The sequence below is a fragment of the Chromobacterium sp. IIBBL 290-4 genome (assembly GCF_024207115.1).
Lineage (GTDB): Bacteria > Pseudomonadota > Gammaproteobacteria > Burkholderiales > Chromobacteriaceae > Chromobacterium.
Genome location: NZ_CP100128.1, coordinates 1,039,765 through 1,064,791, shown reverse-complemented (window position 1 = coordinate 1,064,791; position 25,027 = coordinate 1,039,765). Strand labels below are relative to the sequence as shown.

Sequence of the window (25,027 nt, the reverse complement as noted above, 5' to 3'; positions counted from 1 at the left end):
TATAGAATCGCTCAATTCTATCAGCACCACGATAAAGCGACATGCAAAGACTGGAACAGCTCAAAAAATGGCTGGCGGAACAGTATCCTGCCGTGGCCATTCAAGTCGAATTTGCGGCCGCCGACGCCGACTTTCGCCGCTACTTCCGCGCCACCTGGCCGGACGGCTCCACCCGCATCGTGATGGATGCGCCGCCGGAGCATATGAACACCGACAACTACGTCAAAGTGCGCGATGTCTTCGGCCTGGTGAACGTGCCGCAAATCCTGCTGCGCGACCGCGAGCAAGGTTTTATGCTGCTTGAGGATTTGGGCAAGATTACGTATCTGGCCGCCTTGCAGCACGACGAGCGCGAGCAGGTGCATCGCCACCTGTTGCTGGAGGCGCTGGATACCCTGATAGAGATTCAGAAAACCAGCCAGCCGGGAGTGTTGCCGGAATACGACGAAGCGCTGCTGACGCGCGAGCTGAACCTGTTCCCCGAGTGGCTCTGCGCCAAGGAATTGGGCAAGCCGCTCAACTTCAAGCAGCGCCAATTGTGGGATGCCGGCGTCAAGGCGCTGCTGCCTGCGCTGCTGTCGCAAGCCAAGGTCTATGTCCATCGCGACTTCATCGTCCGCAACCTGATGCTGACGCCCGGCGCGCCCGGCGTGCTGGATTTCCAGGACGCGGTCTACGGTCCGATCAGCTACGATGTGGCGTCCTTGCTGCGCGACGCCTTCATCGAGTGGGAGGAGCCCTTTGTGCTGGATATCGCCATCCGCTATTGGGAAAAGGCGCGCGCCGCCGGTCTGCCGGTGCCGGAAGCTTTCGACGACTTCTACCGCGCCTTCGAATGGATGGGCGTGCAGCGCCATCTCAAGGTGGCCGGCATTTTCGCCCGCCTGTACCACCGCGACGGCAAGGACAAATACCGCGCCGAGATCCCGCGTTTCATCAAATACCTGAAGCGGACCACCCGCCGTTATGCGGAACTGGCGCCGTTCTACCAATTGTTGGTGGAACTGGTCGGCCGCGACGCCAGCGACGAGGAGCTGCAATCCAGCTACCCGGTGCTGGGCGTGAAGGGCAGCTGATGAAGGCGATGATCCTGGCTGCGGGCCGCGGCGAGCGCATGCGGCCCTTGACCGACCGCACGCCCAAGCCTTTGCTGACGGCCGGCGGCAAGCCGCTGATCCAGTGGCACATCGAAAGGCTGGCCCGCGCCGGCGTGACCGAGCTGGTGATCAACCACGCCTGGCTGGGCAAGCGGATCGAAGAAGCGCTGGGCGACGGCTCCCGCTTCGGCGTCGCCATCGTCTACTCGCCGGAAGGCGAGGCGCTGGAAACGGCGGGAGGCATCGCCACTGCCTTGCCCTTGCTGGGCGACGCGCCGTTCATCGTGCTGAACGGCGATGTGCTGACTGATTTCCCTCTGGAAAGACTGATTGAGGCGGCATCCAGCCTGGATGGCGACTCGGCGCAGGCGCACTTGGCGCTGACGCCCAAGGCGGGTTACAAGACCGGGCGCGACCTGACGCTGCGCGCCGATGGCCGCGTGGCCGCCTGCCAGGATGGCGATACGCCTTACACCTTCTGCGGCCTGGCCGCCTACCATCCGGCCTTCTTCCGCGAAGTGCGGCCCGGAGAGGCCAGCCCCTTGCTGCCCTGGCTGCTCGCGGCGATGGAGCAGGGACAAGTCCGCGGCGAAGTGCAGAACGGGCTGTGGCTGGATGTCGGCACGCCGGAACGGCTGGCCGAGGCCGACCGCATCGCCGCCGGCTGGACGGCATGAGCCGGCGCATTCTCGGCATCGACCCCGGCAGCCGCATTTGCGGCTTCGGCGTCATCGACGTGCTGGGCAACCAGCGCCATTACGTCGCCTCCGGCGCCATCCGCACGCCGCCAGGCGCTACTCTGGCCGAGCGGGTCAAAGTGATCGTGGATGGGATACACCAGGTCATCGCCACCTATCAGCCGACCGAGGCCGCGCTGGAGCAGGTGTTCGTCAACGTCAACCCGGCCGCCACGCTGATGCTGGGCCAGGCGCGCGGCGCCTGCATGACGGCGCTGGTGCTGAAGGACTTGCCGGTGGCGGAATACACCGCGCTGCAGGTCAAGCAGTCCGTTGTCGGCCAGGGCAAGGCGCCGAAGGAGCAGGTGCAGTATATGGTGGTGCGGATGCTGAATCTGTCCGGCACGCCGCAGGCCGACGCGGCCGATGCGCTGGCGGTGGCGCTGACCCATGCCAACCATAGCGGCGGCGCCATCGGCAAGCTGGCGTTGAGCGGCCTGAAAGTGCGCGGCGGCCGGCTGGTGTAGGGCGGAGGCCCGGCTTTGCCGGGCGTTTCGCCGGGCAGGCAACTAGCGTGTGAGGATGTCGGGATAGACCCGCGCGCTGGTGGGCAAGCTTGGCGGATTGCCCCTTTGGGGCATCCGCCCTACGGTAGAATCACTAAGAATCCATAAGAAAGAATCATCATGATCGGACGCCTTTCCGGCAAATTGATCGAAAAACTGCCGCCGCAAGTGGTGGTGGATGTGGGCGGCGTCGGCTATGAAGTCGACGTGCCGATGACCACGTTTTACCAACTGCCGGCCTTGGGACAGCAGACCACGCTGTTCACCCATCTGGTGGTGCGCGAGGATGCCCACCTGCTGTTTGGCTTCGCCAGCAAGGAAGAGCGGCAGACGTTCCGCCAGCTGATCAAGGTATCCGGCATCGGCGCCAAGATCGCGCTGGCGATTTTGTCGGGCATGACCGCCGATGAACTGGCCATCGCTGTGGTCAGCGAGGACATCAAGCGGCTGTCGTCGGTGCCTGGCATAGGCAAGAAGACGGCGGAGCGGCTGGTGCTGGAGCTGCGCGGCAAGTTGGCCACCGGCGGCAATCTGACGGTGCCGGGCGGCCTGCCTTTCGCCGCCACGCCGGACGAGAAGAGCGATATCGTCAATGCGCTGCTGGCCTTGGGTTACAACGACAAGGAAGCCGCCGCCGCCACCAAGGGCTTGCCGGCGGATGTCACCGTCAGCGAAGGCGTGCGACTGGCGTTGAAGAGCTTGATGAAGGGCTGAGGCAAGGCGCCCCTCATACTGGCAGATAAGCTTAGGCGGCAATTGGATTTGGCATGAAATGCCATTGTGCTATCTTTTTTAAAACCGATCATTGATCGGTTTTATATTATTGGGAGATAGAAATGCGTGAGTTGTCGTTTGAAGAAATCAATTCCATTGCTGGCGCAGGCAAAGCCGCATGCATGACTGCATCTACGATCGGAGGCACCGTCGCGGGTGGCTTGGTCGGCGCGGCGGCTGGCGGTGTGGCGGGCGCAGCCCTTGGCGTGCGTTGGGGACGTCTGGCTGGCGGCTTGGCTGGCGGGTATTTCTGCAGAGCCGACGATTGAGCATGGCGAGCGAGGTGGTGATGAAACGCCCAGCTTGGCTTTACGGCGCCGGTTTGCTGCCTTTTATCGGCATTTTGATCGTTTTGGCGTTTGATCTGATCTTGTTGTTATTGCAGTACCGCGGCGGATAGTTTGCGGACGAAGGCAGGGCGGCGGATGCCGCCCTGCCTGATCAGGGGTCAGACCCCGCTAGGCAGCGTCCAGTGGCTGCGGCGCGGCGCGGCCAGCTGCGGCCCCAGCAGCTCCAGCAAGGCGCCCAGCTTTTCCTCCAGCACCTCGCGGGTGGAATCCACCAGCACCTGGGTTTGCCGCTCGATTTCCAGGTTCAGCCGTTCCCCCGCCTGCTTGCCGCCTAGATTGGTGGCGCGGCGCGTTTCCGGAATCAGCCATACTTCGATCCAGCCCGCCGTCTTGTCGATGGCGGCGATGGTGAGGCTGACGCCGTTCAAGGCCACATAACCCTTGGCGAACAAGTAACGCAGGGCGCCGGACGGCACGGTCAGCTGCAGCTTCAGGTTGTCGCCGAGCGGGCGGCTGTCCAGCAGCGTGGCCTGGTAATCGACATGGCCGGACAGGGCATGGCCGCCGATTTCCGCGCCGTCCTTCAGCGCGTGTTCGACATTGACGAAGTCGCCGACCTGGCAGTCAGCCAGCGTGCTGGTGATCAGCGTGGGCAGAATCAGGTCGAAGTCGGCGTGATCGGCCATCGGTTCCGAGCTGACCGTCAGGCAGGCGCCGTCCACGGCGACGCTGGCGCCCTGGCGCAGGCCGTCGCAAAAGCCGGGGACGAAAGCCAAGGTCAGACGGCGGCTGTTGGCGCCCTCCTCGATGGCGGCGATGCGGGCCTGGCTATGAGTGATGCCGCTGAACATATTCGCCTCCTCAAGCCGGCTCGCGCGCCAGCCATTCGGCCAGCTCGGCGACAGACAACTGCGGCAGGCCATGGCGCTCGGCGTAATCCTGCACCTGTTGGCCGCGCATCATGCTGCCGTCCGGGTTCATCAGCTCGCACAGCACGCCGGCCGGGCTGAAGCCGGCCAGCCGCGCCAGCTCCACCGAGGCTTCGGTATGGCCGCGCCGCTCGCGCACGCCGCCGGCCTTGGCGACGATGGGGTAGACGTGGCCGGGCCGGACCAGATCGCTGGCCTTGGCGTCGGGCGCGATGGCGGCGCGCATGGTGGTGACGCGGTCGGCGGCGGAAACGCCGGTGGTCACGCCCTCTGCCGCTTCGATGGCGACGGTGAAGGCGGTGCCGTAACGGCTGCCGTTGTCGGCCGCCATCGGCGGCAGATTCAGGCGCTGGGCGCGTTCCGGCGTGATGCACAGGCAAACGATGCCGCTGCCGTCGCGTATCATCCGCGCCATTTCGGGCACGGTGAGCTTGTCGGCAGCCAGGATCAGATCGGCCTCGTTTTCGCGGTCGGCATCGTCGGCGACGATGACCGGCAAGCCGCGGCGCAAGGCATCGAGCGCGGCGTGGACGCGCAGGGAAAGGATATCGGTGTTGGCGTTCATGGAAACGGTCCTCAAAAAACAAGATTGAGAAACACGTCCCTCGGGCTTGAAGCGGATAGCGCAAGGCTATCCGGCGCGCAAAGCGCGCGGATACGACACAGGTTTCCCGCCGCGGATGCGGCGGGAGCTGGCGTCGTCTTCTTTCATCCGGACTATGACCGTCGGCTCTGGATTTACGCTGGGCTCGGCATCCACGGGGAATGCGGCGCAGCGGCGCTTACCAGATCTGCTGACCCCTTGCCGTGAGACAAGGGCGCTCGCGGGCTCGGCGCTGTCGCGCCATACCGCCGGTGGGGAGTTTCACCCCGCCCCGAAGACGTAAGCTGATGGCCGCGTGTCGCGCGGCCAGCGCCGAGTATAGCGCGATGTTAGAATATTGGCAGCATCCCTTAGGCAAAGAGCATCCGATGATAGAAACCGACAAGCTGTTCGGCGCCGCGCCCGAGCGCCGCGTCGTCGCCCCGCAACGCGCTTCCGATCAGGAAGAGGCGCTGGAGCGGGCATTGCGGCCCAAGCTGCTGGACGAATACGTGGGCCAGAAGAAAGCGCGCGAGCAGCTGGAAATCTTCATTGAGGCGGCGAAGAAGCGCGGCGAGGCGCTGGACCATGTGTTGCTGTTCGGCCCGCCGGGCCTGGGCAAGACCACGCTGGCCCACATCGTGGCGCGTGAAATGGGCGTCAATTTGCGCCAGACGTCAGGCCCGGTGCTGGAGCGCGCCGGTGATCTGGCTGCGCTCTTGACCAATCTGGAGCCGCACGATGTGCTGTTCATCGATGAAATCCATCGTCTCAGCCCGGTGGTGGAGGAAATCCTCTATCCGGCGCTGGAGGATTACCAGATCGACATCATGATAGGCGAGGGCCCGGCGGCGCGGTCGGTCAAGATAGATCTGCCGCCGTTCACGCTGGTGGGCGCCACCACCCGCGCCGGCATGCTGACCAACCCCTTGCGCGATCGCTTCGGCATCGTTGCGCGGCTGGAGTTTTACAATGCCGAGGAGCTGACGCGCATCGTCAGCCGCTCGGCGGGCCTGTTGAACGTGCAGCTGTCCGACAACGGCGCTTTCGAGGTGGCCAAGCGTTCGCGCGGCACGCCGCGCATCGCCAACCGCTTGCTGCGCCGCGTGCGCGACTATGCCGAGGTGAGGTCGGACGGCGTGGTGACGGCCGAGGTGGCCGACGCGGCGCTGGCGATGCTGGATGTCGATCCGGCCGGCCTGGACGTGATGGACCGCAAACTGTTGCAAGCCATCCTGGAGAAGTTTTCCGGCGGGCCGGTGGGCCTGGACAACGTCGCCGCCGCGATCGGCGAATCCACCGACACCATCGAGGACGTGATCGAGCCTTATCTGATCCAGCAAGGCTATCTGCAGCGCACGCCGCGCGGGCGCATGGCCACTGCTCAGGCTTATCTGCACTTCGGACTGCCGGTGAAGGACGCTTGAGTTTGCGCCATGGCAAGCGCGGAAGCGGATATCGGGCATGCGCTTGGCGTACAATGAGAGCATTGTCAGGCTAATGTAAGCGAGAAATCATGTTCTACGTGTTGTTTGCCACCATCCTCATCGTGGTGGTGGCCGCCGCTGTCGCCGCCGCCCGTTTCTTCGATCCTGCCGTCGGCAAGATACTGGGCCGCACGGTCGGCGCGGATCTGGCCGAAGCCTGGCGCAAATATGTGTTCTTCGCCATCGTGGTCAGCGGCATTTCCGGCGGCGTGCGGCCGTGGTCGCTGGAGCGTTACCTGACGCCGGCGCAGGGCAAGGGCAGCAGCCAGCTGGAGCTGAGCGGCCAGCGCTGGATGCTGGAGCTGTACACCGCCGGCATCGAAACCTTGCGCTCCATCGCCTGGGTGGTGTTGCTGTTCTTCCTGTGCGCCATGCTGGCTTATGTGATCATGCGCGCCATCGAATTCCGCCGCGAAGAGGCCACGCTGCGCCAGCGCGATGGCGAGTGAGGCCAGGCAGGCGGAGCGGCTGATTGAGCTGGTCCGCGCCTCGCCCTGGCTGATGCGCGCCTTGCGCGCCGCCCGTGGTTTGGAGCTGGCAAGCTGGTGTATAGGCGCCGGCGCGGTGCGCAATCTGGTGTGGGATGCCTTGCATGGCTTGGCGTCCCAGCCCTCGGCCTTGTCCGATATCGACTTGGCGTATTACGACGCCGACGATCTTTCCCCCGAGCGCGAGGCGGCGCTGCAAGCCCGTCTTCAAGCCTCTCATCCCGATCTGCCCTGGGAAGTCACCAACCAAGCCGCCGTTCATTTATGGTTCGCCGAGTATTTCGGCCACGCAGTCGAGCCCTTGCCCTCCTTGGAGGCGGCGCTGGCCAGTTGGCCGGAGTACGCCACCGCAGTGGGCGTGGAGCTGGACGAGCAGGACAATCTGCAGGTGATCGCGCCATATGGCCTGGAGGACTTGTTCGGCATGGTGGTGCGGCGCAATCCGGCCAGGGTCAGCCTGGAGACGTATCGGCAGCGGGTGGCGCAGAAGCGCTATGCCGAGCGCTGGCCGAGAGTGAGGGTAGTTCACGAGTGAGGCGACTTTATTCTGCCGTCTCCATCGTCTCCATTCGATGACAAGCAACGGCACATTGCGATATCCATGGGTTGTTTATTGGCGGATAGCTTGTTTTTGATTTTTTGGCATATTGTGTCTTAAAAAAGAGACGGAACCCCGATTTCCTTGGTGACTTGTCAAGACTCTTCCTGGGTGCTTGTGATTTTTAATTGCATGATTTATTTGGTTTAATTTAATTTTGCAATGTGTAGTTAAAATATTTCCGCACCACATAAAAACAATTATCATTATTATTTCAAATAATGATGATGGTATATATTGGCAATAAAATTATGGCTTGCTAGTCTGTGGATGAAAGGATTCCCTTTCGGAAACTAACTAAGGATAATTTGAATGCAAGAACTCAACGCGAATGAAGTGTGTATGGTGGGTGGTGGCGATAGAGGGGATGCGACCGTGGCTGGTGCGATTGCTGGCGGCACCGCAGGAGCAAGTTTTGTCCGCGGGGCCGCGTGGGGAGCTCGACTCGGAGCATGGGGCGGTCCTTTGGGTATGGTTGGCGGCGCGATCCTAGGCGGAGGTGCCGCATACATCGTCTATAAGCAAGCCTTGATGTAACGTGAGAATGTAATCTAAGGCTGCGTATGGTTGGAGTGAGGACAAGCAGAATTGCTGTGCTTCACTCCCCATCATTTCAGATCAGCAGTCTAAGTATCTGATGGAGCGGGGATGTTTCAGCTTGGATTCATGCTCTGCATGACGGGCATTGGTTTATTGCCGTTGCTTTCAAGTGCGGACCTTTCGTTGGTCACTCCTATGACCGCGACGATGATGTTGGGGTTGGCCTGTATGGGATGCCATTTTTTCTGGAGGGCTGACACGTTGGCGGAGGGCTCGCCAATTTTGAAGTGGTTATATCGAACTTCTCCACTGCTGTTGCCTGTCTGCGCGCTTGGATTGCGCATATTGGCGAACTAGCCCGCGCGGGTTCTCGCTAGCGTAGCGACAAATGCCGGCCAAGAGCCGGCATTTGTCATGGATGGCGCTTTAGCGGCCGATCTTGATCTGCGACCACAAGCGGTTCAGTTCGCGGCGGGATTTCACGTCCAGATCCTTCAAGGCCACATACTTGCCCTTGGCCGGGTCCAGCATGATCACCGGATTGGCCTTGATCTGCGGTTTGAAGAAGGCTTCGGCCGCTTTCACCGGATTGGTGGCGCCGATCTGGTTGGAGATCTCCGAGGCGTTCTTGCCGTCCAGCATGAAGTTGATGAACTTGTGCGCCAGGTCGGGACGCGGCGCGTCTTTCAGGATCGCCATATTGTCGATGGCCAGCACATTGCCTTCTTTCTGCGGCTGGTAAGCCAGCTCGAATGGCCGCTTGGCGGCTTTCGCGTCCTGCTGCGCCTGGAACAGGTCATTGGAATAGCCCAGCGCCACCCAGATATTGCCGACCGTCAGCTCCTTGATATAGCTCTGGTTGTTGAAGGCCGCCCAGTAAGGCTTGGCCTGGCGGATCGCTTCCGCCGCGGCTTTCCAGTCCGCCGGATGGGTGGAGTTGGCGTCCTTGCCCAGATACATCAGCGCCGCGGCCATCAGTTCGCGCTGGCTGTCCAGCACCGTCACCTTGCCCTTGATCTTGGCCAGGATGGCCGGGTCGAATACCAGCGCCCAGCTGTTGGCCTTGTCGGCCACGCCGGCCTTTTTCAGCTGGGTCGCGTTGTAGCCGAGCAGCGTCAGCGACACCACGGTCGGCGCGGCGTAGCGGTTGCCCGGATCGAATGGCTGATTGAGCGCCAGGTAGCCGCTATTCAGATTCTTCCAGTTGGGCAGCTTGGCTCTGTCCAGCGGCTGCAGCTTGCCTTGCTTCAACAGCGTGTTCACCGCGAAGGCGGTGGGGAACACCATGTCGTAGCCCTTGGCGCCGGCGGCCAGCTTGGCCAGCATTTCTTCATTATCGCCGTAGTAGTCCTGCACCAGCTTGCAATTGCACGACTGCTCGAAACGCTTGGCGGTGTCGGGCGACAGCGCGTTGTTCCAGTTGTAGATGTGCAGCACATCCGCGGCGTAGGCCGAACCCCAGGCTAGTGTCATCAGCGCCGTCAGAGCCAGCTTGTTCATACCTTGTCATCCTTGTGTTAGATAAAAATGAAACCCCGGCCAGACACTGGCCGGGGGCGGGGGAAAACTCGAATCCGATTCAGCGGCGCCTTACAGCGCCACCATATTGTCGCGATGGATCAGTTCCGGCTCGACGATATAGCCCAGCGCCGCTTCGATCTCGCGCGTGCTCTTGCGCATGATCTGCTTGGCTTCATCGGAGCTGTAGTTGACCAGGCCGCGGGCCACTTCGTTTCCAGCCTCATCGACGCAGGCGACGGCTTCGCCGCGCAGGAACTCACCCTCCACCGCGCTGACGCCCACCGGCAGCAGGCTGGTGCCGCGTTCGCGGATGGCGCGCGCCGCGCCGTCGTCCAGCAGCAGGCGGCCGGCCAATTGCAGATGGTCGGCCAGCCACTGCTTGCGCGCGGCCATGCGGTTGGTGGCGGCGATCAGCTGGGTGCCGATGGCTTCGCCGTCGGCCAGGCGGGACAAAACATGTTGCTCGCGGCCGCAGGCGATCACGGTGGCGGCGCCGCTGCGCGCCGCGCGCTTGGCCGCCAGAATCTTGGTGATCATGCCGCCGGTGCCGACGCTGGAGCCGGCGCCGCCGGCCATCTCTTCCAGGCGCTCGTCACCGGCTTCGGCTTCGTGAATGAACCGCGCGTCTGGATGCTTGCGCGGATCGGCGCTATAGAGGCCTTGCTGGTCGGTCAGGATCACCAGCGCGTCGGCCTCGATCAGATTGGTCACCAAGGCGCCCAGCGTGTCGTTGTCGCCGAAGCGGATTTCGCTGGTGACCACGGTGTCGTTCTCGTTGATGATGGGCACCACATTGAGATTGAGCAGGCTGGTCAGCGTGGAGCGGGCGTTCAGATAGCGGGTGCGGTCGGCCAGGTCTTCGTGGGTGAGCAGAATCTGCGCGGTTTGCAGGCCAAAGGCGCGGAAGGCGCTCTCGTAAGCCTGGCACAGGCCCATCTGGCCGACGGCGGCGGCGGCTTGCAGCTCGTGCACGCCCTTGGGGCGCACATTCCAGCCCAGGCGTTGGCAGCCTTCGGCGATGGCGCCGCTGGAAACCAGCACCACTTGCTTGCCGCGGCGTTTCAGTTCGGCGATCTCCTCGGCCCAGCGCGCCAGGGCGGTCAGGTCCAGCCCTCTGCCATCATTGGTCACCAGACTGGAGCCGACTTTGACCACGATACGGTCGGAAGCGTGAATCACCGAATGCATCAACAGACCTCGCTATGAAAGCAAATGATTATAGAGAGGTCAGTGTACCCGAAAAAGCGCGGGGCTTGCGCCAGGTCAATAGTATTCGCTGGGGCGGTATTCCATCAGCTGGAAATGCGGCGATTGCTGCAAAAGCTTGCTCACGCGGATCAGGTTTTCCGCCTGGCCGTCGTTGAGCCGGAATTCGCGCAACTGGCTGAAAGCGCGTCCCGTCATCAGCAGGCGGTCGGGCTTGCCGTCCTGGCCGGGCAGGCGCAGGGCGCGCTGGTAGCCGTCGCTTGCGTGGGTGATGCTGGGCATGGCCAGCGTCGGCAGAAACGTCTCGCTGAGAATCTCCAGCCCGCATTCCACCTCTTTGCCGGTGGGTTGCATCAACACCCAGCGCACCGCGCAGAGCTGGGTCTGTTCCGACGCGTCTGGCGGACGCAGAGACAGCAGTTCGCCGGCGCGCAAGGCGTGATCGCCCGGCAGGCCGCGCAGCAGATAGCCGGACTCGCTCTGATTGACGATGACCAAGAACCCAGGCGGGGGCGGCGCGGGCAAGTGGATGGTTTCTTCACTGGCTTCGCTGCCGGGCCATTGCCAGCTATCCGCATTGGCGCGGTGCCAGATGGCGGACAATCCCGACACCACTTCGATGACAGTCTGGGTGTTTTCGCGCTGCTGGCGGCGGCGGCGCGGCTTCTGCCATTCCTCCACCAGGCGGCTCAATAGCTGGATTTCATCATGCACGCCGGGCAAGGCGCTGCCGGGGGGCGATTTCTGCAACTGTTCCAGGCTGTGGCGCATGGTGTCCAGCGCGCCGCCCAGCTCCAGAATGCAGCAATGGGCGTGCAGCGAGCCCGGCGTGGCCAGCAGGTAGCGCGGCGGGCTGTCTTCCAGCGGGTCCAGCAAATAGCCGTGCAGGTTTTCCGTCAGCCGCGACACCGGCAGCAGCGTCACCTGGCGCGCCAGATCGTAGATCAGCTGCCGCGCCAGCTGCATATCGTCGCAAGACAGGCGATTGGTGCCGGTGAGCCCCAGCAGCAGGATCTGGCGGTAGATGACGGCCAGCGTATCGTCGTGGCCCAGCGCCCTGTCCTGCCAGCCCTTCTCCAGCGCCGCGGCGTACAACTGGTGGCAGTCCAGCCAGAAGCCATCCGACAGCGAGCAATAGTTCTGCTGGCTGATGTTGAGATACTGGCGGGCCGCCATCATGGTGTACAGCAATAGTTCTATCTTGGTTTGATCGCGTTCGATCAGGCTATGCCGGCCAAGCTTGTCGTTCAGCGTCTGCTTGAAGGCGGTGAACAGGTTGGCGAACAATTTGACGCTGAGCACGGCCAGCAGCCGGGTTTTGGGCGAGGCCAGGATGTCGCTGTGCAGCGTCTCGCGCTCCAGCAAGGGGTAATAACGGTCCAGTGCCTTGAGATAGAGCTTGAGCAGTTTGTAGCGCTGCGCCGGGGCCAGCGGCGTGCGGCCCAGGTGGTAGAGCGCCTGGCCGAGCAGGCGGCCGCATTCGGGCAAGTCGGTATAGGGCAGGCGGTCCAGCCATGCCGCCACGCTGGCCGGTTGGGTGTCTACGAGTTGCGGGTCCATATCCTTCTTCGGCAAGGCGAGTGGCGGCATCCGAGGCTGGCTCCGAGACGGTGTCGCGGCATGCGGGGACGGCTGGACCCAGCGAGAAGGTCAGGGCAGCGGCGTTTCCTCGCCCTGGCCGCTCTGGCCTGAGGACTGCACCTCGTCCAGCGCCTCCAGGCTTGCCCGCACCAGTCCATCCATCTCTTCATTATTCAGCGTGTACGGCGGCATGAAGTAGACCGTTTTCCCTATCGGCCGCAACAGGCATCCGCGTTTCAGCATGGCCGAAAAATAGGCCAATGCAAAGTCGGAACGCTCGGTTTCGACATCGAAAGCCCAGATCATGCCGCGGTGGCGGAAGTGGCGGACATCGCCGCGGGCGATCAATGGCTGCATCTTGCGCGTCCACTCTTCAGCCTTGACGCGGTTGGCGGCCAATACGTCCTCATCCTCGAAAATGTCGAGAACGGCCAGCGCGGCGGCGCAGGCGAGGGCGTTGCCGGTGTAGCTGTGCGAGTGCAGGAAGCCGCGCGCCACATCGTCGTGATAGAAGGCCTGGTAGACGGCGTCGCGGGTCAGCACGCAGGACAGCGGCAAAAAGCCGCCGGTGATGCCCTTGGACAGGCACAGAAAATCCGGCGTGATGCCGGCTTGCTGATAGGCGAAGAAGCTGCCGGCGCGGCCGAAGCCGACGGCGATCTCATCGGCGATCAGATGGACCTGGTATTGATCGCACAGCCGGCGCAGTTCGGTCAGATAGACCGGGTCATGCATCGCCATGCCGGCGGCGCCCTGCACCAGCGGCTCGACGATGACGGCGGCGATCTGGTCGCAGTGTTTGGCCAGCAGGTTTTCCAGCGAGCGGGCGGCGCGCAGCGCGGCATCGGCCGCGCTCTCGCCGGGAGCCGCCAGCCGCGCGTCCGGGCTGGGCGCGCGCAGGCCGGGTTTCAGCAAGTCGGCGTAGGTGGAGGAAAACAGCGGCACGTCGGTCACCGCCAGCGCGCCGACTGTTTCGCCGTGGTAGCTGTTCTCCAGGCTGATGAAGCGCGTCTTGCCGGGCTGGCCGCTGTTTTTCCAATAGTGGAAACTCATCTTCAGCGCGATTTCGGTCGCGCTGGCGCCGTCCGAGCCATAAAACGCATGGCCCAGGCCGGATAGTTTGGCCAGCCGTTCCGATAGCTCCACCACCGGGCGGTGGGTGAAACCGGCCAGCATCACATGCTCCAGCTGGTCCAACTGATCCCGTATCGCCTGCCGGATGCGCGGATGGCCATGGCCGAACAGATTGACCCACCACGAGCTGACACCGTCTAGGTAGCGATTGCCGTCAAAGTCGATCAGCCATGCGCCTTCGCCGCGGGCGATGGGCACGATGGGCAGCCGCTCGTGGCGCTTCATCTGGGTGCAGGGATGCCAGACGGCGTCGAAGCTGCGTCGCAGCCAATCTTGATTGCTCATGGACAGGGTCTCCGGTGGGGGTGGGGGGATGCTAGCACAGCGGCAAAGACGGGGCGATGTGACGCAAAACGTCAGCTTGTGCCTACTTTGAGCAAAGGCTTTCTTCCTGGATGGCCGATGGGATGGTTTTGGCAGGATGGCATGCATCCTGCTAAACAGAGATAGGCAGGCTGCCGATGGCGGGCCGGCATGGAGAATGATAAATCAACCGAACAGCCAAGTCCGGCCACGCCGGGCGCTCTGGGAGCGGCACATGAAGACGAGAAAACAGCAGGGTTTTACCTTGATCGAGCTGATGATCGTGGTGGCGATTGTCGGCATTCTGGCGGCCATCGCGATTCCGACTTATCAGGACTACACCAAGCGCGCGAAGGTAACGGAAGGTTTGTCCCTGGCGGATGCGGCCAAGACGGCGGTAACCGAGTATTACTCCACCAATAACGGCTTTGCCGCCGCAGGCAACTCCAATTACGGGCTTGCCGCCTCCATTACGGGCTCTTCCGTATCCGGGGTGAATGTATTGGCCAGCGGCGTGATTCAAATCACCTATACTTCCGCTGTGTCAAGCGGCGCCTTGCTGGATATCGTGCCAACCGCCGCTTCCGGTTCATTGACCTGGACCTGCACTTATCTCGGCACCGGCGCCACCGCGATCGCATCCGGGAATCAGCTTAGCGCAAGCTGGGTGCCGACCACCTGCCGCCAATAAGCGCGGAAGCACGATGGGACAAGAGGGGCGCGAGGGCGCCTCTCTGCATTTGGGAGAGGAGGGCCGGTGGGTCGCTCACAGCATGGCGCTTTAGGTATGACAGGGCATGGGCGGGCGATTAGGCAGGGCATCCGGCTGGCGGACTGCGGGATGTTCGCGTTTTTCGCGCTGTGTTTCGCCCTGCCGTTTCTGAATTGCGCCCGTTATTCGCCTTTGCAGGATTGGTGGACCGATGCCTTGGTGGTGTTGGCTATCGGCCTGGTGGCGCCGTTTGCGCTGAGACGGGGTAGCACGGGGCTCAGCTTGCCTGCGTTTGCCGTATTTCTCGCTTTGTCCGCTCTTTATCTTTCTTTCGTCAATGTGCTGTTGCTGGACAATGCGCAAGGCAGCAGCCAGGCGGTGGCCAGCTTGCTGGCGATGATGTTGCTGGCGCTATGGCTAGGCAACCGAGTGGAAATGCCCTTGCCCGCCATCTGCATGCAGCTATGCGGCGCGGTGTTGCTGGGCAATTGCCTGCAAGTGGCCCTGGGGCTGATCCAGGCTCTGGATTTGGCGCGGGCGACCCAGGGCTGGGTGTTGTACGACTACCGCGCGCCGACGGCGATCATAGGCAATCTGGCGCAGCATAATCAGTATGCGCAATACTTGTTTTGGGGCTTGCCGGCGGCCTGTTATCTGTATGGCCGGCGCAGCCTGGGAGGCGTCTGGTGCGCCGCGCTGGTTTTCATTTTATGTTTGATGATCACCTGGTCCGGCGCGCGTTTGCCGCTGGCCTATGGCCTGGGATTGTGTCTGCTGGCCTGGTTCTGGATACGCCGAACGCCGGCGGATGAGGTTTTGAGGCGAATGGCGGCGGCGTTGGCTGTTTCGGTTTTCCTGCTGGCTTTGGTGCAGCTATTCAATAGCGACATCGTCTGGGCGCTGAATAAATTGGGCGTGCCGATCCAGGCGGTGAGCGGTTCGGAGCGCTTGCTGGACGAGGGGTTCGGCGCGCGCCGCCGTGTGGAGTGGAGCAAGGCTTGGCTGGTGTTCCAGTCCCACCCTTGGGTGGGCGCGGGGCTAGGGCGCTACGCGGCGCAATCGGTTTGGCTGGAGGCTTTTGGCGCTTTCCCCTTGTATCCGGAAAGCCGGCTGTTTACCCAAAGCCATAATCTGGTTTTTCAGCTGTTGGCGGAAACGGGCGCGCTTGGCGCGGCGCTGGTCGCCGCCGGCCTGCTGTTCTGCCTGCTTCCTTTCTTCGGCAAGGGGCGGCAGACGCCGGAAAATCTTCTGCTGATTGCTCTGGCCATGGTCCTGCTGGCGCACAGCATGTTTGAATTCCCGCTGTGGTATCTGCCCTTCTTGGCGATGTTGACGACGGTCTGCGCGCTGGGCCCCGCGCCGCGTTGGCGGGTGCCGACGCGAACCGCCGCGCTGCGTTGGCTGTGCATGGGAAGCGGGGCGTTGATGTTGGCTTATGTGCTCAGCGGCGGTTTCATTTTCAAACGTTTTCTGGAATACAGCGCGCCGAGTCTATCGGTTCAGGACAATGTCCAACGCATCGAGTATCTGGGCAGGCTCGCGCTGAACCCTTTGTGGAGCAAACAGGCGGATCTGGTGATGGGCAATTATCTGCTCCCGGACCGCAAGCATCTGGATATCAGTTTGCCTTTCTATGAACGCTTGGCGAAGGATCAGCCTTTTGTCGTCGTGCTGTTGCGGCTGAGCATCTGCCGGGCGTTGGCGGGGCAGGTGGAGGGCGCCAGAGAGGCGATGGCCGAGGCGATTGCGAACTATCCTGATGAAACGCCTAAGTTCGTGCTTTCGCTGCAAGGCTGGCCCGACCCGGAAATCCGGCCATTGCGGGAGATGGCGCTGCGCGCGGCGCGGGCTTATCAGGCAGGCGGGCCGGAAACCGAAGCCGGGCGTCTGGCGGCGGTGAAGACTGTAGTGGCGCCGGTTGAGAGGCGTCTGACGTTTTGAGCTTTGTAACGCGCCGACACACTTGATGGGTTTTGCCGGGGCGGCGCATGCGGTATGCTGCCCGCTTCCCGCTATTTGACATCTGATCTGCCATGACTTTTCAGAAGATTCCCGAGCGCCTGGCGCTGCTGGCCTTGTGCCTGATCGCCATCGTGCCCTTCGCTTCGCGCGTCCACTTCGTGCCCCTGCCGCAGTGGTTCGGCGAAATCAATGTAGTCTGGCTGCTGCTGGCGGCCGGACTGTTGCTGCTGCCCAGCGGCCGTCTGTTCGACGCCGTGCCGCGCGCCAGCGGCTGGTGTTTGGCGCTGGCCGCCGCTTGGGGCTTGCAGCCGCAATTCGTCCATCTGCTGTTTCCCGGCATGAGTTATGTCACGGCCCTGGGCTGGCTGGCGCTGGCCTTGCTGGCCTCGATGACGGCCTCGCTGCGCGGCGCTTTCGGCGACCGCGAGTTCGCCGTCTGGCTGGCGCGGGCGATCATTGTCGGCGGCCTGGTGCAGTCCTTGATCGGCGTGGCGCAGTTGACCGGCATGGCGCCGGCGCTGGGCCTGTTCTACGACGGCTCGCATCCCACCAGCAATATCTTCGGCCACATCGGCCAGCGCAATCAGTACGCGCATTACCTGATGTGGGCCATGGTGTCCGGCGTTTACCTGTTCGCCGTACGCCGCTTGGGCAAGGGCTGGCTGATCGTGCTGGCGCTGTGGATGGCGCTGATGCTGGCCTGGGCCGGTTCGCGCACCATCCTGCTGTATCTGGTGGCCTTGTCTGCGCTGGCCGGCTTGTGGCATTGGCGCAGCCGCGATGACGCTTCGCGGCGGATGATGCTGGCGATGTGGGCCAGCTGCGGGATGATTCTGGCTGCCCAGTTCGCCTTGCCCTTGGTGAACCATCTAGTGTCCATCTTGACCCATTCGGATGTCGAGAACGCTTCCGGCGTGGCTAGACTGGCCGCCAACGGCGACGATATGGGCGCCCGCCGCTTCGTCGAGATGCACAAGGCCTGGATGACTTTCAAGGCGCATCCGCTGTGGGGCGTGGGCTGGTCGCAATACGCGGCGGAAAGCGTGCGTCTGCAGCAGTTGCCGCAGTTCGCATCGGCCGGTTACAACAGCGGCCTGTTCACCAATGCGCATAATCTGGTGATGCAGTTGCTGGCGGAGATGGGCGCGGTCATCACGGCGCTGGTGCTGCTGGGGTTCGCCTGGGTGGTGTGGCCGTTTTTCAGCCGCAAGGCCGAGCCCGAAGGCGTGTTGGCCTTGGGCTGCCTGGCGGTGACCTTGACCCATAGCATGCTGGAGTATCCACTGTGGTACTACTATTTTCTGGCGATGCTGGCGGTGTTCATGGCGATGGCGCCGCGTGGCGAGGCGCGCGTCGGCCTGTTGCCGCGGCTGCCCCTGCTGGCGGCGCTGGCCTGGGTGGGCTGGCTGTCGATCAGCGCCACGCCGATGTTCTGGGAGCTGGTGAATCTGTACGTGCCGACTGGCAACGCGGCCAAAGACAAGGTTCGCAGCGAGCGCCTGATCGAGATCGTCAAAACCAAGCCGATGTTCGCCTATCACGCCTTGTACACGCTGGACGACTATCTGCCCATCACCAAGGACAACCTCAAGCAGAAGCTGGAGCTGGAGGATCAGCTGACCGCCTTTCGCCCGTATCCGGATGTGATGCTCAAGCGCGCGCAGCTGGAAATCCTGGCTGGCGAGCAAGCCAAGGCGGAACAGACGCTGCGCACCACGCTGGCGTCCTTCCCGACTTACGCCGGCCAGTTCATTGAAACGCTGGGCGAGCAGGACCCGGCCTGGGAGCCGCTGCGCAAGATCAGCCGCGAAGCCTACGATAATTTGCCGGCCAAATTCCGCACCTTGCCGGAATGAACCAAGCTCCCGCCTGCGGGCGGGAGAGGGCAATAAAAAACCGCCGAAGCGATTCGGCGGTTTTTTTGCGGCGGAGTACGCGGCGCTTAGTTGTCCAGCACCACGCCTTCGCTCAGCGCTGCCTTCATCTTGATCAGGGCCTTGGCTTCGATCTGGCGGATGCGCTCGGCCGACACGCCGAACTCGGCCGCCAGCTCGTGCAGCGTGGAGCCGCTGTCGTCGGCCAGCCAGCGCGCTTCGACGATGCGGCGGCTGCGCGGGTCCAGCGTGGACAGCGCGTATTCCAGGCCTTCGGTTTGCAGTTGGTCGAAGGCGCGGCGCTCCAGCGCGCGGGTCGGCTCGCTGTGGCTGTCCGCCAGCCAGTCGATGGGCGCGTAGCTGTCTTCGTCGTCGCTGTCGGCCAGCAGGGACACATCCTGGCCGTTCATGCGGATTTCCATCTCGCGCACTTCTTCAGGCTTGACGCCCAGATCGGCGGCGATGGACTTGGCTTCCTGCTCCGACAGCGCGGAGAAACCGCTCTTCATGCTGCGCAGGTTGAAGAACAGCTTGCGCTGCGGCTTGGTGGTGGCGATGCGCACCAGACGCCAGTTGCGCAGGATGAATTCGTGGATTTCCGCCTTGATCCAGTGGATGGCGAACGAGAACAGGCGCACGCCGCGGTCAGGCTCGAAACGCTTCACCGCCTTCATCAGGCCGATATTGCCTTCCTGGATCAGGTCGGCCTGCGGCAGGCCGTAACCGGCGTAGCCGCGGGAAACGGACACGACCACGCGCAGGTGCGACAGCACCATCTGCCGCGCCGCTTCCAGGTCGTTTTCCTGCTGGAAACGGGTCGCGAGCTCGGTTTCCTGCTCCGGCGACAGCATGGGCACGCTGTTGACGGCCTGGATGTATTGTTCCAGGCTGCCGCTGGTCGACGGTACGGGAAGGGCAAATGTTGTGTTCATTGCGATGGCTACCTCCTTGGGTAGTGCTATGTTAGCACTCGTGTATTGAGAGTGCTAGCAAGGAAAGGTTCCGCGGTCAATGATTTTTAACAATCGATTCGATAGCCAAAAACTTTCCTTTGTCATTTTTTACTTGGGTTCGACCTTGCGCAAATGGTGGTCTGCGGCCAGCCGCGCGCCCAGCATCGCCAGCATCGCGGACACCGCCAGCAAGACGGCCAATTCCGGCGCGCTCAGCAGGCGCAGCTCCACTTGCTCGCCGTACAGCATGGCGAACTCGCGGATGGCCGGATTGGCGACGGCGGCCAGCCAGCAGGACAGCCCCCAGGCCAGCAGCGCGGCGAACACCCCTTGCCACAAAGCGTGGTAGAGGAAAGGACGGCGGATGAAGCTGTCTGTGGCGCCGATCAGCTTGGACACTTCGATTTCATCCTGCCGCGCCAGTATCTGCATCCGGATCGCGTTATGGGTCACCAGCACCAGCGCCAAACCCAGGGCGGCCGCCAGGAACCAGGTGAGCTTCTTGCCCATGTCCACCATGCCGTACAGACGCTTGGCCCAGTGGGCGTCGAACTGCGCCATTTCCACCATAGGCAGGCCGGACAATTCCTTCTGCAGCATTTCCAGCGAGCGCGGCTCCATCGCCGCCGGAGTCACCACGAAGGCGTCCGGCAGCGGGTTGCCGTCCAGGCCGCTGTCCAGGCCGGTCAGGCCGTTGCGCTTCTCCAGATCTTGCAGCGCTTTGCCCTTGCTGACGAAAGTGAAGCTTTTCACCTTGGGATGATGCGACAAGGTGCTGTTGACGGCGGCGATGTCGGCTTCCTCGGCCGACAATTCCATGAACAGCGTGATTTGCGGCGTGGCAGTCAGGCGGCCCACCCAGTCCTGCACGCTGCTGACTGTCAGGTACAGCGACAGCGGCAAAGCCAGCGCCAGCGCCAGCATCAGCAGGGTCAGCAGGCTGCCGAACGGTTGGCGCAGAATCTTCAGCAGCGCCTGCTTGGCGCTTTGCCAGTTCAGATAGAGAAAGTGTTTCATGCGGCGAACTGTCCTTCCCTCAGGCGGATGATGCGGCGGCCGTAGTCTTCCATCAGCGTTTCGTCGTGGGCCGAGATCAGCACCGTGACGCCGACCTGATGGAAGGATTTGAACAATTCCATGATGTCCAGCGCGTAGGCGCGGTCCAGGTTGGCGGACGGTTCGTCGGCCAAGAGGATGCTGGGGCGATGCACCACCGCGCGGGCGATGCACAAACGCTGCTGTTCGCCGCCGGACAGGCGGATCGGCATGCTCTTTTCCTTGGACAGCAGGCCTACTTTGTCCAGCGCGGCGCGCACGCGCTTGGCGGCGTCGCGGCGGTCGAAGCCGATGATGTCCAGCGGCAGCATCACATTGTCGAACACGCTGCGGTCGAACAGGATTTTATGATCCTGGAACACCATGCCCAGATGCTGGCGCACATAGGGAATCTGGCTGGCGCGCAGTTTGGACAGGTTCTGGCCATTGACGATGACGCCGCCGGCGGTGGCGCGCTCGATGCCGGCGATCAGCTTCAGCAGCGTCGATTTGCCGGCGCCGGAGTGGCCGGCGAGGAATACCATTTCGCCGGTTTCGATGGTGAAGGACAGATTCTTCAGGGCTTCGTTGCCACCAGGATAACGCTTGGTGACCTGGTCGAACTGTATCATGTAGGGTTTCCCGCTGGTCTGGCTGAGAAAGAAGGCCGCCCGCGGGCGGCCGGGGGCATTATTCGAACAGCGCGTCGATGTAGTCGCGGCTGCTGAACGGGCGCAGGTCGTCTATGCTTTCGCCCACGCCGATGAAGCGCAGTGGAATCGGGCGCTGCTTGGCGATGGCGGCGATCACGCCGCCCTTGGCGGTGCCGTCCAGCTTGGTCAGGATCAGGCCGGTCAGGCCCAGCGCGTCGTCGAAGGCCTTGACCTGGTTGACGGTGTTCTGGCCGATATTGGCGTCCAGCACCAGCACCACCTCGTGCGGGGCGTCCGGCAGCGCCTTCTGGATCACGCGCTTCACCTTCTTGATTTCTTCCATCAGGTGCAGCTGAGTCGGCAGGCGGCCGGCGGTATCGGCCAGCACGATGTCGATGCCGCGGGCGATGGCGGCCTGGATGGCGTCATAGCAAACAGCGGCGGAATCGCCGCCTTGCTGGGCGATGACGGTCACGCCGTTGCGCTCGCCCCAGGCGATCAGCTGTTCGCGCGCGGCGGCGCGGAAAGTGTCGCCGGCGGCCAGCAGCACGCTCTTGCCCTGGCTCTGGTAGTACTTGGCCAGCTTGCCGATGGAGGTGGTCTTGCCGGCGCCGTTGACGCCGGTCATCATGATCACGAAAGGCTTCTTGCCTTCCACATTGAGCGGCACTTCCAGCGGGCCGATCAGATCCTGCAGCGAGTCCTTCAGCGCGCCTTTCAATTCCGACGCGTCCTTCAGCCCCTTCAAGGACACGCGCTCGCGCACGTCGCCCAGCAAATGAACGGTGGCGTCCACGCCCATGTCGGACGTCAGCAGCACCGTCTCCAGTTCTTCGTACAGGTCTTCGTCTATCTTGCCGCCGCCGAATAAACCAGCCAGCTGCTTGCCCAGCTTGTCGCGGGTTTTGGCCAGGCCGGCTTTCAGGCGTTCGGTCCAGCTCAGCTTTTTCAGCGGCGTGGCTTCGACGGGCGCGGCGGGCGGCGGTTCGATGGCTTCAAGCGCGGCTGCGGGCGCGGGAGTATTCTGAGGTTCGACTGCTTGGTGCTGGATGGCGGGCGCGGTTTCAACCGCCGCGGGCAGGGCCTCGGGAGCGGTCTCCAAAACAGGGCTGGCAGCTGCGGCTTGCGGCGCTTCCTCCGCGGGGGTGGTTAGCGCGGGCGTCTCGATTTGCGGCGTCTCCACCGGCTTGGGTTTTTTCTTGAAGAAGCTAAACATGCGTAAATGAACCGGGATTGGCGGTAAATGGCTAAATTGTATCCTCAATTGCCGTCGCGCACAGGGCCTATCTGCGGGAAGAGCCTGCAGAGGAGAGGCAAAACGGATACTAATATAAGGAATCAATCTGTACTGTGGCTGTTCGGCCGCGGATATTGCGTCGTTTCGAACATCATTGAGACGCTAAAGTGCTGATCGGGTTACACTCTGCCGCTTGCGTCAAGAGTTTAGAGAATCATGAGTCAGGCACGTAACAAGGTCAGAATCATCGGCGGCGAGCATAGACGCCGCCTGTTGCCGTTTCCCGATGCCGAAGGTCTGCGCCCTACGCCAGATCGCGTGCGCGAAACGCTGTTCAATTGGCTGGGGCAGGATCTGCACGGCAAAAGCTGCCTGGACCTGTTCGCCGGCAGCGGCGCGCTGGGGTTCGAGGCGGCTTCCCGCGGCGCCCGCCGCGTGGTGATGGTGGAAAAATCCCGGAAGGTCTATGAGTCTTTGCGCGATAACCGCCAGTTGCTGTCGGCGGCGGCGATCGATGTCGTCAATGGCGATGCGCTGCTGTATCTAAAGAATGGCAGGGAGCGTTTCGACGTCATCTTCCTGGATCCGCCTTACGACTCGGATCTGCTGGCGCAGGCTTTGCCGCTGCTGGCCGGTTTGTTGGCCGACGATGGCGTGGTCTATATGGAGGCGCGCCAATGGCCGGAAGCGCTGCCGGATGGCTGGGACTGCGTTCGCCAGGACAAGGCCGGCACGGTCCACTACGGTTTATTGGCGCCGGCGCAAGCTTGAGCCTGTTTTACGCACCCTTCGTCGCGTCTATCGATATAACCAGCGCGAACTTGCGACCGCCGGCGGGGGGTGACAGAATTCATGTTGTTGAATACCTGAGGAAATTACTATGTCTTTGATGATTACCGACGAGTGCATCAACTGCGACGTCTGTGAGCCGGAGTGCCCCAATAACGCGATCTCGCAGGGCGAAGAGATCTACCAGATCGACCCCAATCTGTGCACCCAATGCGTGGGCCACTACGATGAGCCGCAATGCCAGCAAGTCTGTCCGGTGGATTGCATCCCCCTGGATCCGGCGCATCAGGAGACCAAGGAAGAGCTGCATCAGAAGTATCTGAAGATTTCGGGTCAAGCCTGATTTGCTTAAGTGCTTGATGTAAAAGAGAACACCTCGCCGCTTGCGAGGTGTTTTTCATTTTCCTGCAGAAAAGTGCATTTTTTTTCGAAAAAGGTGTTGACGGCAAATCGGGCTATCTATAATATTCGGGTCTCTTTCAGGAGGGATTCCCGAGCGGTCAAAGGGATCAGACTGTAAATCTGACGGCTCTGCCTTCGAAGGTTCGAATCCTTCTCCCTCCACCAAAATTTAGTAGAAGCGCTTGGCAGTGAAGTTAAGCTGTCTTGTTGTAAGCCAGGCGGGTGTAGCTCAATGGTAGAGCAGAAGCCTTCCAAGCTTATGACGAGGGTTCGATTCCCTTCACCCGCTCCAAGCGTTTTAAAAGCCTGTTTTAAGGGCCCATGTAGCTCAGGGGTAGAGCACTCCCTTGGTAAGGGAGAGGTCGGCAGTTCAATTCTGCCCATGGGCACCACAGTTCAACTTTAGCTTTATTTTCGTATTCAGGATATTTTGCCATGGCTAAGGAAAAGTTCGAGCGGACCAAACCGCACGTAAACGTCGGCACCATCGGTCACGTTGACCATGGTAAAACCACTCTGACCGCTGCTATCACTACCATTCTGTCGAAGAAGTTCGGTGGCGAAGCCAAGGACTACTCCCAGATCGACAGCGCGCCGGAAGAAAAGGCTCGTGGTATTACCATCAATACCGCGCACGTTGAATACGAAACCGAATCCCGCCACTACGCTCACGTAGACTGTCCGGGTCACGCCGACTATGTGAAGAACATGATCACCGGCGCGGCTCAAATGGACGGCGCTATCCTGGTTTGCTCGGCCGCTGACGGTCCGATGCCGCAAACCCGCGAACACATCCTGCTGTCCCGTCAGGTTGGCGTTCCGTACATCATCGTCTACCTGAACAAGGCTGACCTGGTTGACGACGCTGAGCTGCTGGAGCTGGTGGAAATGGAAGTGCGCGATCTGCTGTCTTCCTACGACTTCCCGGGCGATGACACCCCGATCGTGATCGGATCCGCTCGTCTGGCGCTGGAAGGCGACCAGTCCGAAATGGGCGAACCGTCCATCTTCCGTCTGGCTGACGCTCTGGACTCCTACATCCCGACTCCGGAACGCGCCATCGACAAGCCGTTCCTGCTGCCGATCGAAGACGTGTTCTCGATCTCCGGCCGTGGCACCGTGGTGACCGGTCGCGTTGAGCGCGGCATCGTGAAGGTCGGTGAAGAAATCGAAATCGTGGGTCTGAAGGCCACGGTTAAGACCACCTGCACCGGCGTGGAAATGTTCCGCAAGCTGCTGGACCAAGGTCAGGCTGGCGACAACGTGGGCGTGCTGCTGCGCGGCACCAAGCGTGAAGACGTTGAGCGCGGCCAAGTTCTGGCCAAGCCGGCTTCCATCACCCCGCACACCAAGTTCGAAGCTTCCGTTTACGTTCTGTCCAAGGACGAAGGCGGCCGCCACACCCCGTTCTTCGCGAACTATCGCCCGCAGTTCTACTTCCGTACTACGGACGTGACTGGCGCGATCACGCTGAAGGAAGGCGTTGAAATGGTTATGCCGGGCGACAATGTTGAGTTCAGCGTTGAGCTGATCGCTCCGATCGCCATGGAAGATGGTCTGCGCTTCGCTATCCGCGAAGGCGGTCGTACTGTTGGCGCCGGCGTTGTAGCAAAGATTATTGCTTAAGTAAGGTTTA

25 protein-coding genes, 3 tRNA genes and 1 riboswitch are annotated in these 25,027 nt (G+C 62.2%); of the genes, 18 read left to right on the top strand and 10 right to left on the bottom strand.

All coding sequences use genetic code 11. The features are described 5' to 3' along the window. Positions 1-41: 41 nt before the first annotated feature. The 5 genes from amgK to NKT35_RS24020 all read left to right on the top strand — a co-directional run bounded on the left by amgK (position 42) and on the right by NKT35_RS24020 (position 3,514). Entirely contained in the window at positions 42-1,076 is a 1,035-nt protein-coding gene (amgK, locus tag NKT35_RS04960; protein ID WP_254299403.1) for an N-acetylmuramate/N-acetylglucosamine kinase AmgK, read from the top strand. Then, a complete protein-coding gene (gene murU / locus NKT35_RS04955) occupies positions 1,076-1,774 on the top strand; it encodes an N-acetylmuramate alpha-1-phosphate uridylyltransferase MurU (RefSeq protein ID WP_254299400.1) in 699 nt (232 codons plus the stop codon). Before amgK ends, murU begins: the two co-directional genes overlap by 1 nt. Then, positions 1,771-2,301, top strand: a complete 531-nt coding sequence (ruvC, locus tag NKT35_RS04950) for a crossover junction endodeoxyribonuclease RuvC (protein ID WP_254299398.1) — start codon at positions 1,771-1,773, stop codon at positions 2,299-2,301. The genes murU and ruvC overlap by 4 nt, the downstream gene beginning before the upstream one ends. 159 nt (positions 2,302-2,460) lie before the next feature. After that, the gene (gene ruvA / locus NKT35_RS04945; protein ID WP_254299395.1) at positions 2,461-3,054 is read left to right on the top strand and encodes a Holliday junction branch migration protein RuvA; all 594 of its coding nucleotides are present in this window, start codon (positions 2,461-2,463) and stop codon (positions 3,052-3,054) included. A 331-nt stretch (positions 3,055-3,385) separates the two neighbouring features. Then, complete coding sequence (locus NKT35_RS24020; protein WP_256493438.1) at positions 3,386-3,514, top strand: hypothetical protein; 129 nt, start codon at positions 3,386-3,388, stop codon at positions 3,512-3,514. Positions 3,515-3,562: 48 nt separating this feature from the next. On the opposite strand, the gene NKT35_RS04940 is transcribed toward NKT35_RS24020, so the two are convergent. Together NKT35_RS04940 and ribB are read right to left on the bottom strand one after the other, a co-directional pair. Next, a complete protein-coding gene (locus tag NKT35_RS04940; protein WP_254299393.1) occupies positions 3,563-4,255 on the bottom strand; it encodes a riboflavin synthase subunit alpha in 693 nt (230 codons plus the stop codon). A 10-nt stretch (positions 4,256-4,265) separates the two neighbouring features. Next, positions 4,266-4,898, bottom strand: a complete 633-nt coding sequence (gene ribB / locus NKT35_RS04935; RefSeq protein ID WP_254299391.1) for a 3,4-dihydroxy-2-butanone-4-phosphate synthase — start codon at positions 4,896-4,898, stop codon at positions 4,266-4,268. Positions 4,899-5,029: 131 nt separating this feature from the next. After that, positions 5,030-5,220, bottom strand: a riboswitch (FMN riboswitch). An 85-nt stretch (positions 5,221-5,305) separates the two neighbouring features. Here ribB and ruvB point away from each other — a divergent pair. From ruvB to NKT35_RS04915, 4 genes are all read left to right on the top strand, one after another. Beyond that, positions 5,306-6,343 (top strand): Holliday junction branch migration DNA helicase RuvB, encoded by a 1,038-nt coding sequence (gene ruvB / locus NKT35_RS04930; RefSeq protein WP_254299388.1) that lies wholly within the window; start codon positions 5,306-5,308, stop codon positions 6,341-6,343. An 89-nt stretch (positions 6,344-6,432) separates the two neighbouring features. Then, the gene (locus NKT35_RS04925) at positions 6,433-6,852 is read left to right on the top strand and encodes a hypothetical protein (protein WP_254299386.1); all 420 of its coding nucleotides are present in this window, start codon (positions 6,433-6,435) and stop codon (positions 6,850-6,852) included. After that, positions 6,842-7,426 carry a nucleotidyltransferase family protein gene (locus tag NKT35_RS04920; protein ID WP_254299384.1) on the top strand — a complete coding sequence of 195 codons (585 nt, stop codon included), beginning with the start codon at positions 6,842-6,844 and terminating at the stop codon, positions 7,424-7,426. Before NKT35_RS04925 ends, NKT35_RS04920 begins: the two co-directional genes overlap by 11 nt. A 375-nt stretch (positions 7,427-7,801) precedes the next feature. Continuing rightward, entirely contained in the window at positions 7,802-8,026 is a 225-nt protein-coding gene (locus NKT35_RS04915; RefSeq protein ID WP_254299382.1) for a hypothetical protein, read from the top strand. Positions 8,027-8,455: 429 nt separating this feature from the next. On the opposite strand, the gene NKT35_RS04910 is transcribed toward NKT35_RS04915, so the two are convergent. The 4 genes from NKT35_RS04910 to NKT35_RS04895 form a co-directional block, all read right to left on the bottom strand. Then, a complete protein-coding gene (locus NKT35_RS04910) occupies positions 8,456-9,529 on the bottom strand; it encodes an ABC transporter substrate-binding protein (protein ID WP_254299379.1) in 1,074 nt (357 codons plus the stop codon). A gap of 90 nt (positions 9,530-9,619) precedes the next feature. Continuing rightward, positions 9,620-10,738, bottom strand: coding sequence for a glutamate 5-kinase (gene proB / locus NKT35_RS04905; protein ID WP_254299377.1), 1,119 nt, complete (start codon positions 10,736-10,738; stop codon positions 9,620-9,622). 75 nt (positions 10,739-10,813) lie between these two features. Then, complete coding sequence (locus NKT35_RS04900; RefSeq protein WP_254299375.1) at positions 10,814-12,316, bottom strand: cyclic-di-GMP receptor FimW-related protein; 1,503 nt, start codon at positions 12,314-12,316, stop codon at positions 10,814-10,816. A 90-nt stretch (positions 12,317-12,406) separates the two neighbouring features. Further along, complete coding sequence (locus NKT35_RS04895) at positions 12,407-13,756, bottom strand: adenosylmethionine--8-amino-7-oxononanoate transaminase (RefSeq protein WP_254299373.1); 1,350 nt, start codon at positions 13,754-13,756, stop codon at positions 12,407-12,409. Positions 13,757-14,009: 253 nt separating this feature from the next. Here NKT35_RS04895 and NKT35_RS04885 point away from each other — a divergent pair, with 253 nt between their 5' ends. From NKT35_RS04885 to NKT35_RS04875, 3 genes are all read left to right on the top strand, one after another. Next, on the top strand, positions 14,010-14,465 hold the full coding sequence (locus tag NKT35_RS04885; protein ID WP_305883467.1) for a pilin: 456 nt from the start codon (positions 14,010-14,012) through the stop codon (positions 14,463-14,465). A gap of 150 nt (positions 14,466-14,615) precedes the next feature. After that, entirely contained in the window at positions 14,616-16,427 is a 1,812-nt protein-coding gene (locus NKT35_RS04880) for a PglL family O-oligosaccharyltransferase (protein WP_254299371.1), read from the top strand. Between the two features lie 92 nt (positions 16,428-16,519). Continuing rightward, the gene (locus NKT35_RS04875) at positions 16,520-18,304 is read left to right on the top strand and encodes a PglL family O-oligosaccharyltransferase (RefSeq protein WP_254299369.1); all 1,785 of its coding nucleotides are present in this window, start codon (positions 16,520-16,522) and stop codon (positions 18,302-18,304) included. 86 nt (positions 18,305-18,390) lie between these two features. Here the strand turns inward: NKT35_RS04875 and rpoH are convergent, their stop codons facing one another. From rpoH to ftsY, 4 genes are all read right to left on the bottom strand, one after another. Continuing rightward, positions 18,391-19,254: an RNA polymerase sigma factor RpoH gene (gene rpoH, locus NKT35_RS04870; protein ID WP_254299367.1), complete on the bottom strand. Its 864-nt coding sequence runs from the start codon at positions 19,252-19,254 to the stop codon at positions 18,391-18,393. A gap of 129 nt (positions 19,255-19,383) precedes the next feature. Next, the gene (gene ftsX, locus NKT35_RS04865; protein WP_254299365.1) at positions 19,384-20,292 is read right to left on the bottom strand and encodes a permease-like cell division protein FtsX; all 909 of its coding nucleotides are present in this window, start codon (positions 20,290-20,292) and stop codon (positions 19,384-19,386) included. Next, positions 20,289-20,942 (bottom strand): cell division ATP-binding protein FtsE, encoded by a 654-nt coding sequence (gene ftsE, locus NKT35_RS04860; protein WP_254299363.1) that lies wholly within the window; start codon positions 20,940-20,942, stop codon positions 20,289-20,291. The genes ftsX and ftsE overlap by 4 nt, the downstream gene beginning before the upstream one ends. 58 nt (positions 20,943-21,000) lie before the next feature. After that, positions 21,001-22,179, bottom strand: a complete 1,179-nt coding sequence (gene ftsY / locus NKT35_RS04855) for a signal recognition particle-docking protein FtsY (protein WP_254299360.1) — start codon at positions 22,177-22,179, stop codon at positions 21,001-21,003. Positions 22,180-22,416: 237 nt separating this feature from the next. Here ftsY and rsmD point away from each other — a divergent pair, with 237 nt between their 5' ends. The 6 genes from rsmD (at position 22,417) to tuf (ending at position 25,017) form a co-directional block, all read left to right on the top strand. Continuing rightward, on the top strand, positions 22,417-22,971 hold the full coding sequence (gene rsmD / locus NKT35_RS04850; protein ID WP_254299358.1) for a 16S rRNA (guanine(966)-N(2))-methyltransferase RsmD: 555 nt from the start codon (positions 22,417-22,419) through the stop codon (positions 22,969-22,971). A 109-nt stretch (positions 22,972-23,080) separates the two neighbouring features. Beyond that, positions 23,081-23,332 carry a YfhL family 4Fe-4S dicluster ferredoxin gene (locus NKT35_RS04845; RefSeq protein WP_254299357.1) on the top strand — a complete coding sequence of 84 codons (252 nt, stop codon included), beginning with the start codon at positions 23,081-23,083 and terminating at the stop codon, positions 23,330-23,332. A 139-nt stretch (positions 23,333-23,471) separates the two neighbouring features. Continuing rightward, a tRNA-Tyr gene (locus NKT35_RS04840) sits at positions 23,472-23,556 on the top strand. A 53-nt stretch (positions 23,557-23,609) separates the two neighbouring features. Next, a tRNA-Gly gene (locus NKT35_RS04835) sits at positions 23,610-23,683 on the top strand. A 25-nt stretch (positions 23,684-23,708) separates the two neighbouring features. Continuing rightward, positions 23,709-23,783: transfer RNA gene (locus tag NKT35_RS04830), tRNA-Thr, on the top strand. 43 nt (positions 23,784-23,826) lie between these two features. Beyond that, a complete protein-coding gene (gene tuf, locus NKT35_RS04825) occupies positions 23,827-25,017 on the top strand; it encodes an elongation factor Tu (protein ID WP_254299344.1) in 1,191 nt (396 codons plus the stop codon). The last annotated feature ends 10 nt before the right edge of the window (positions 25,018-25,027 follow it).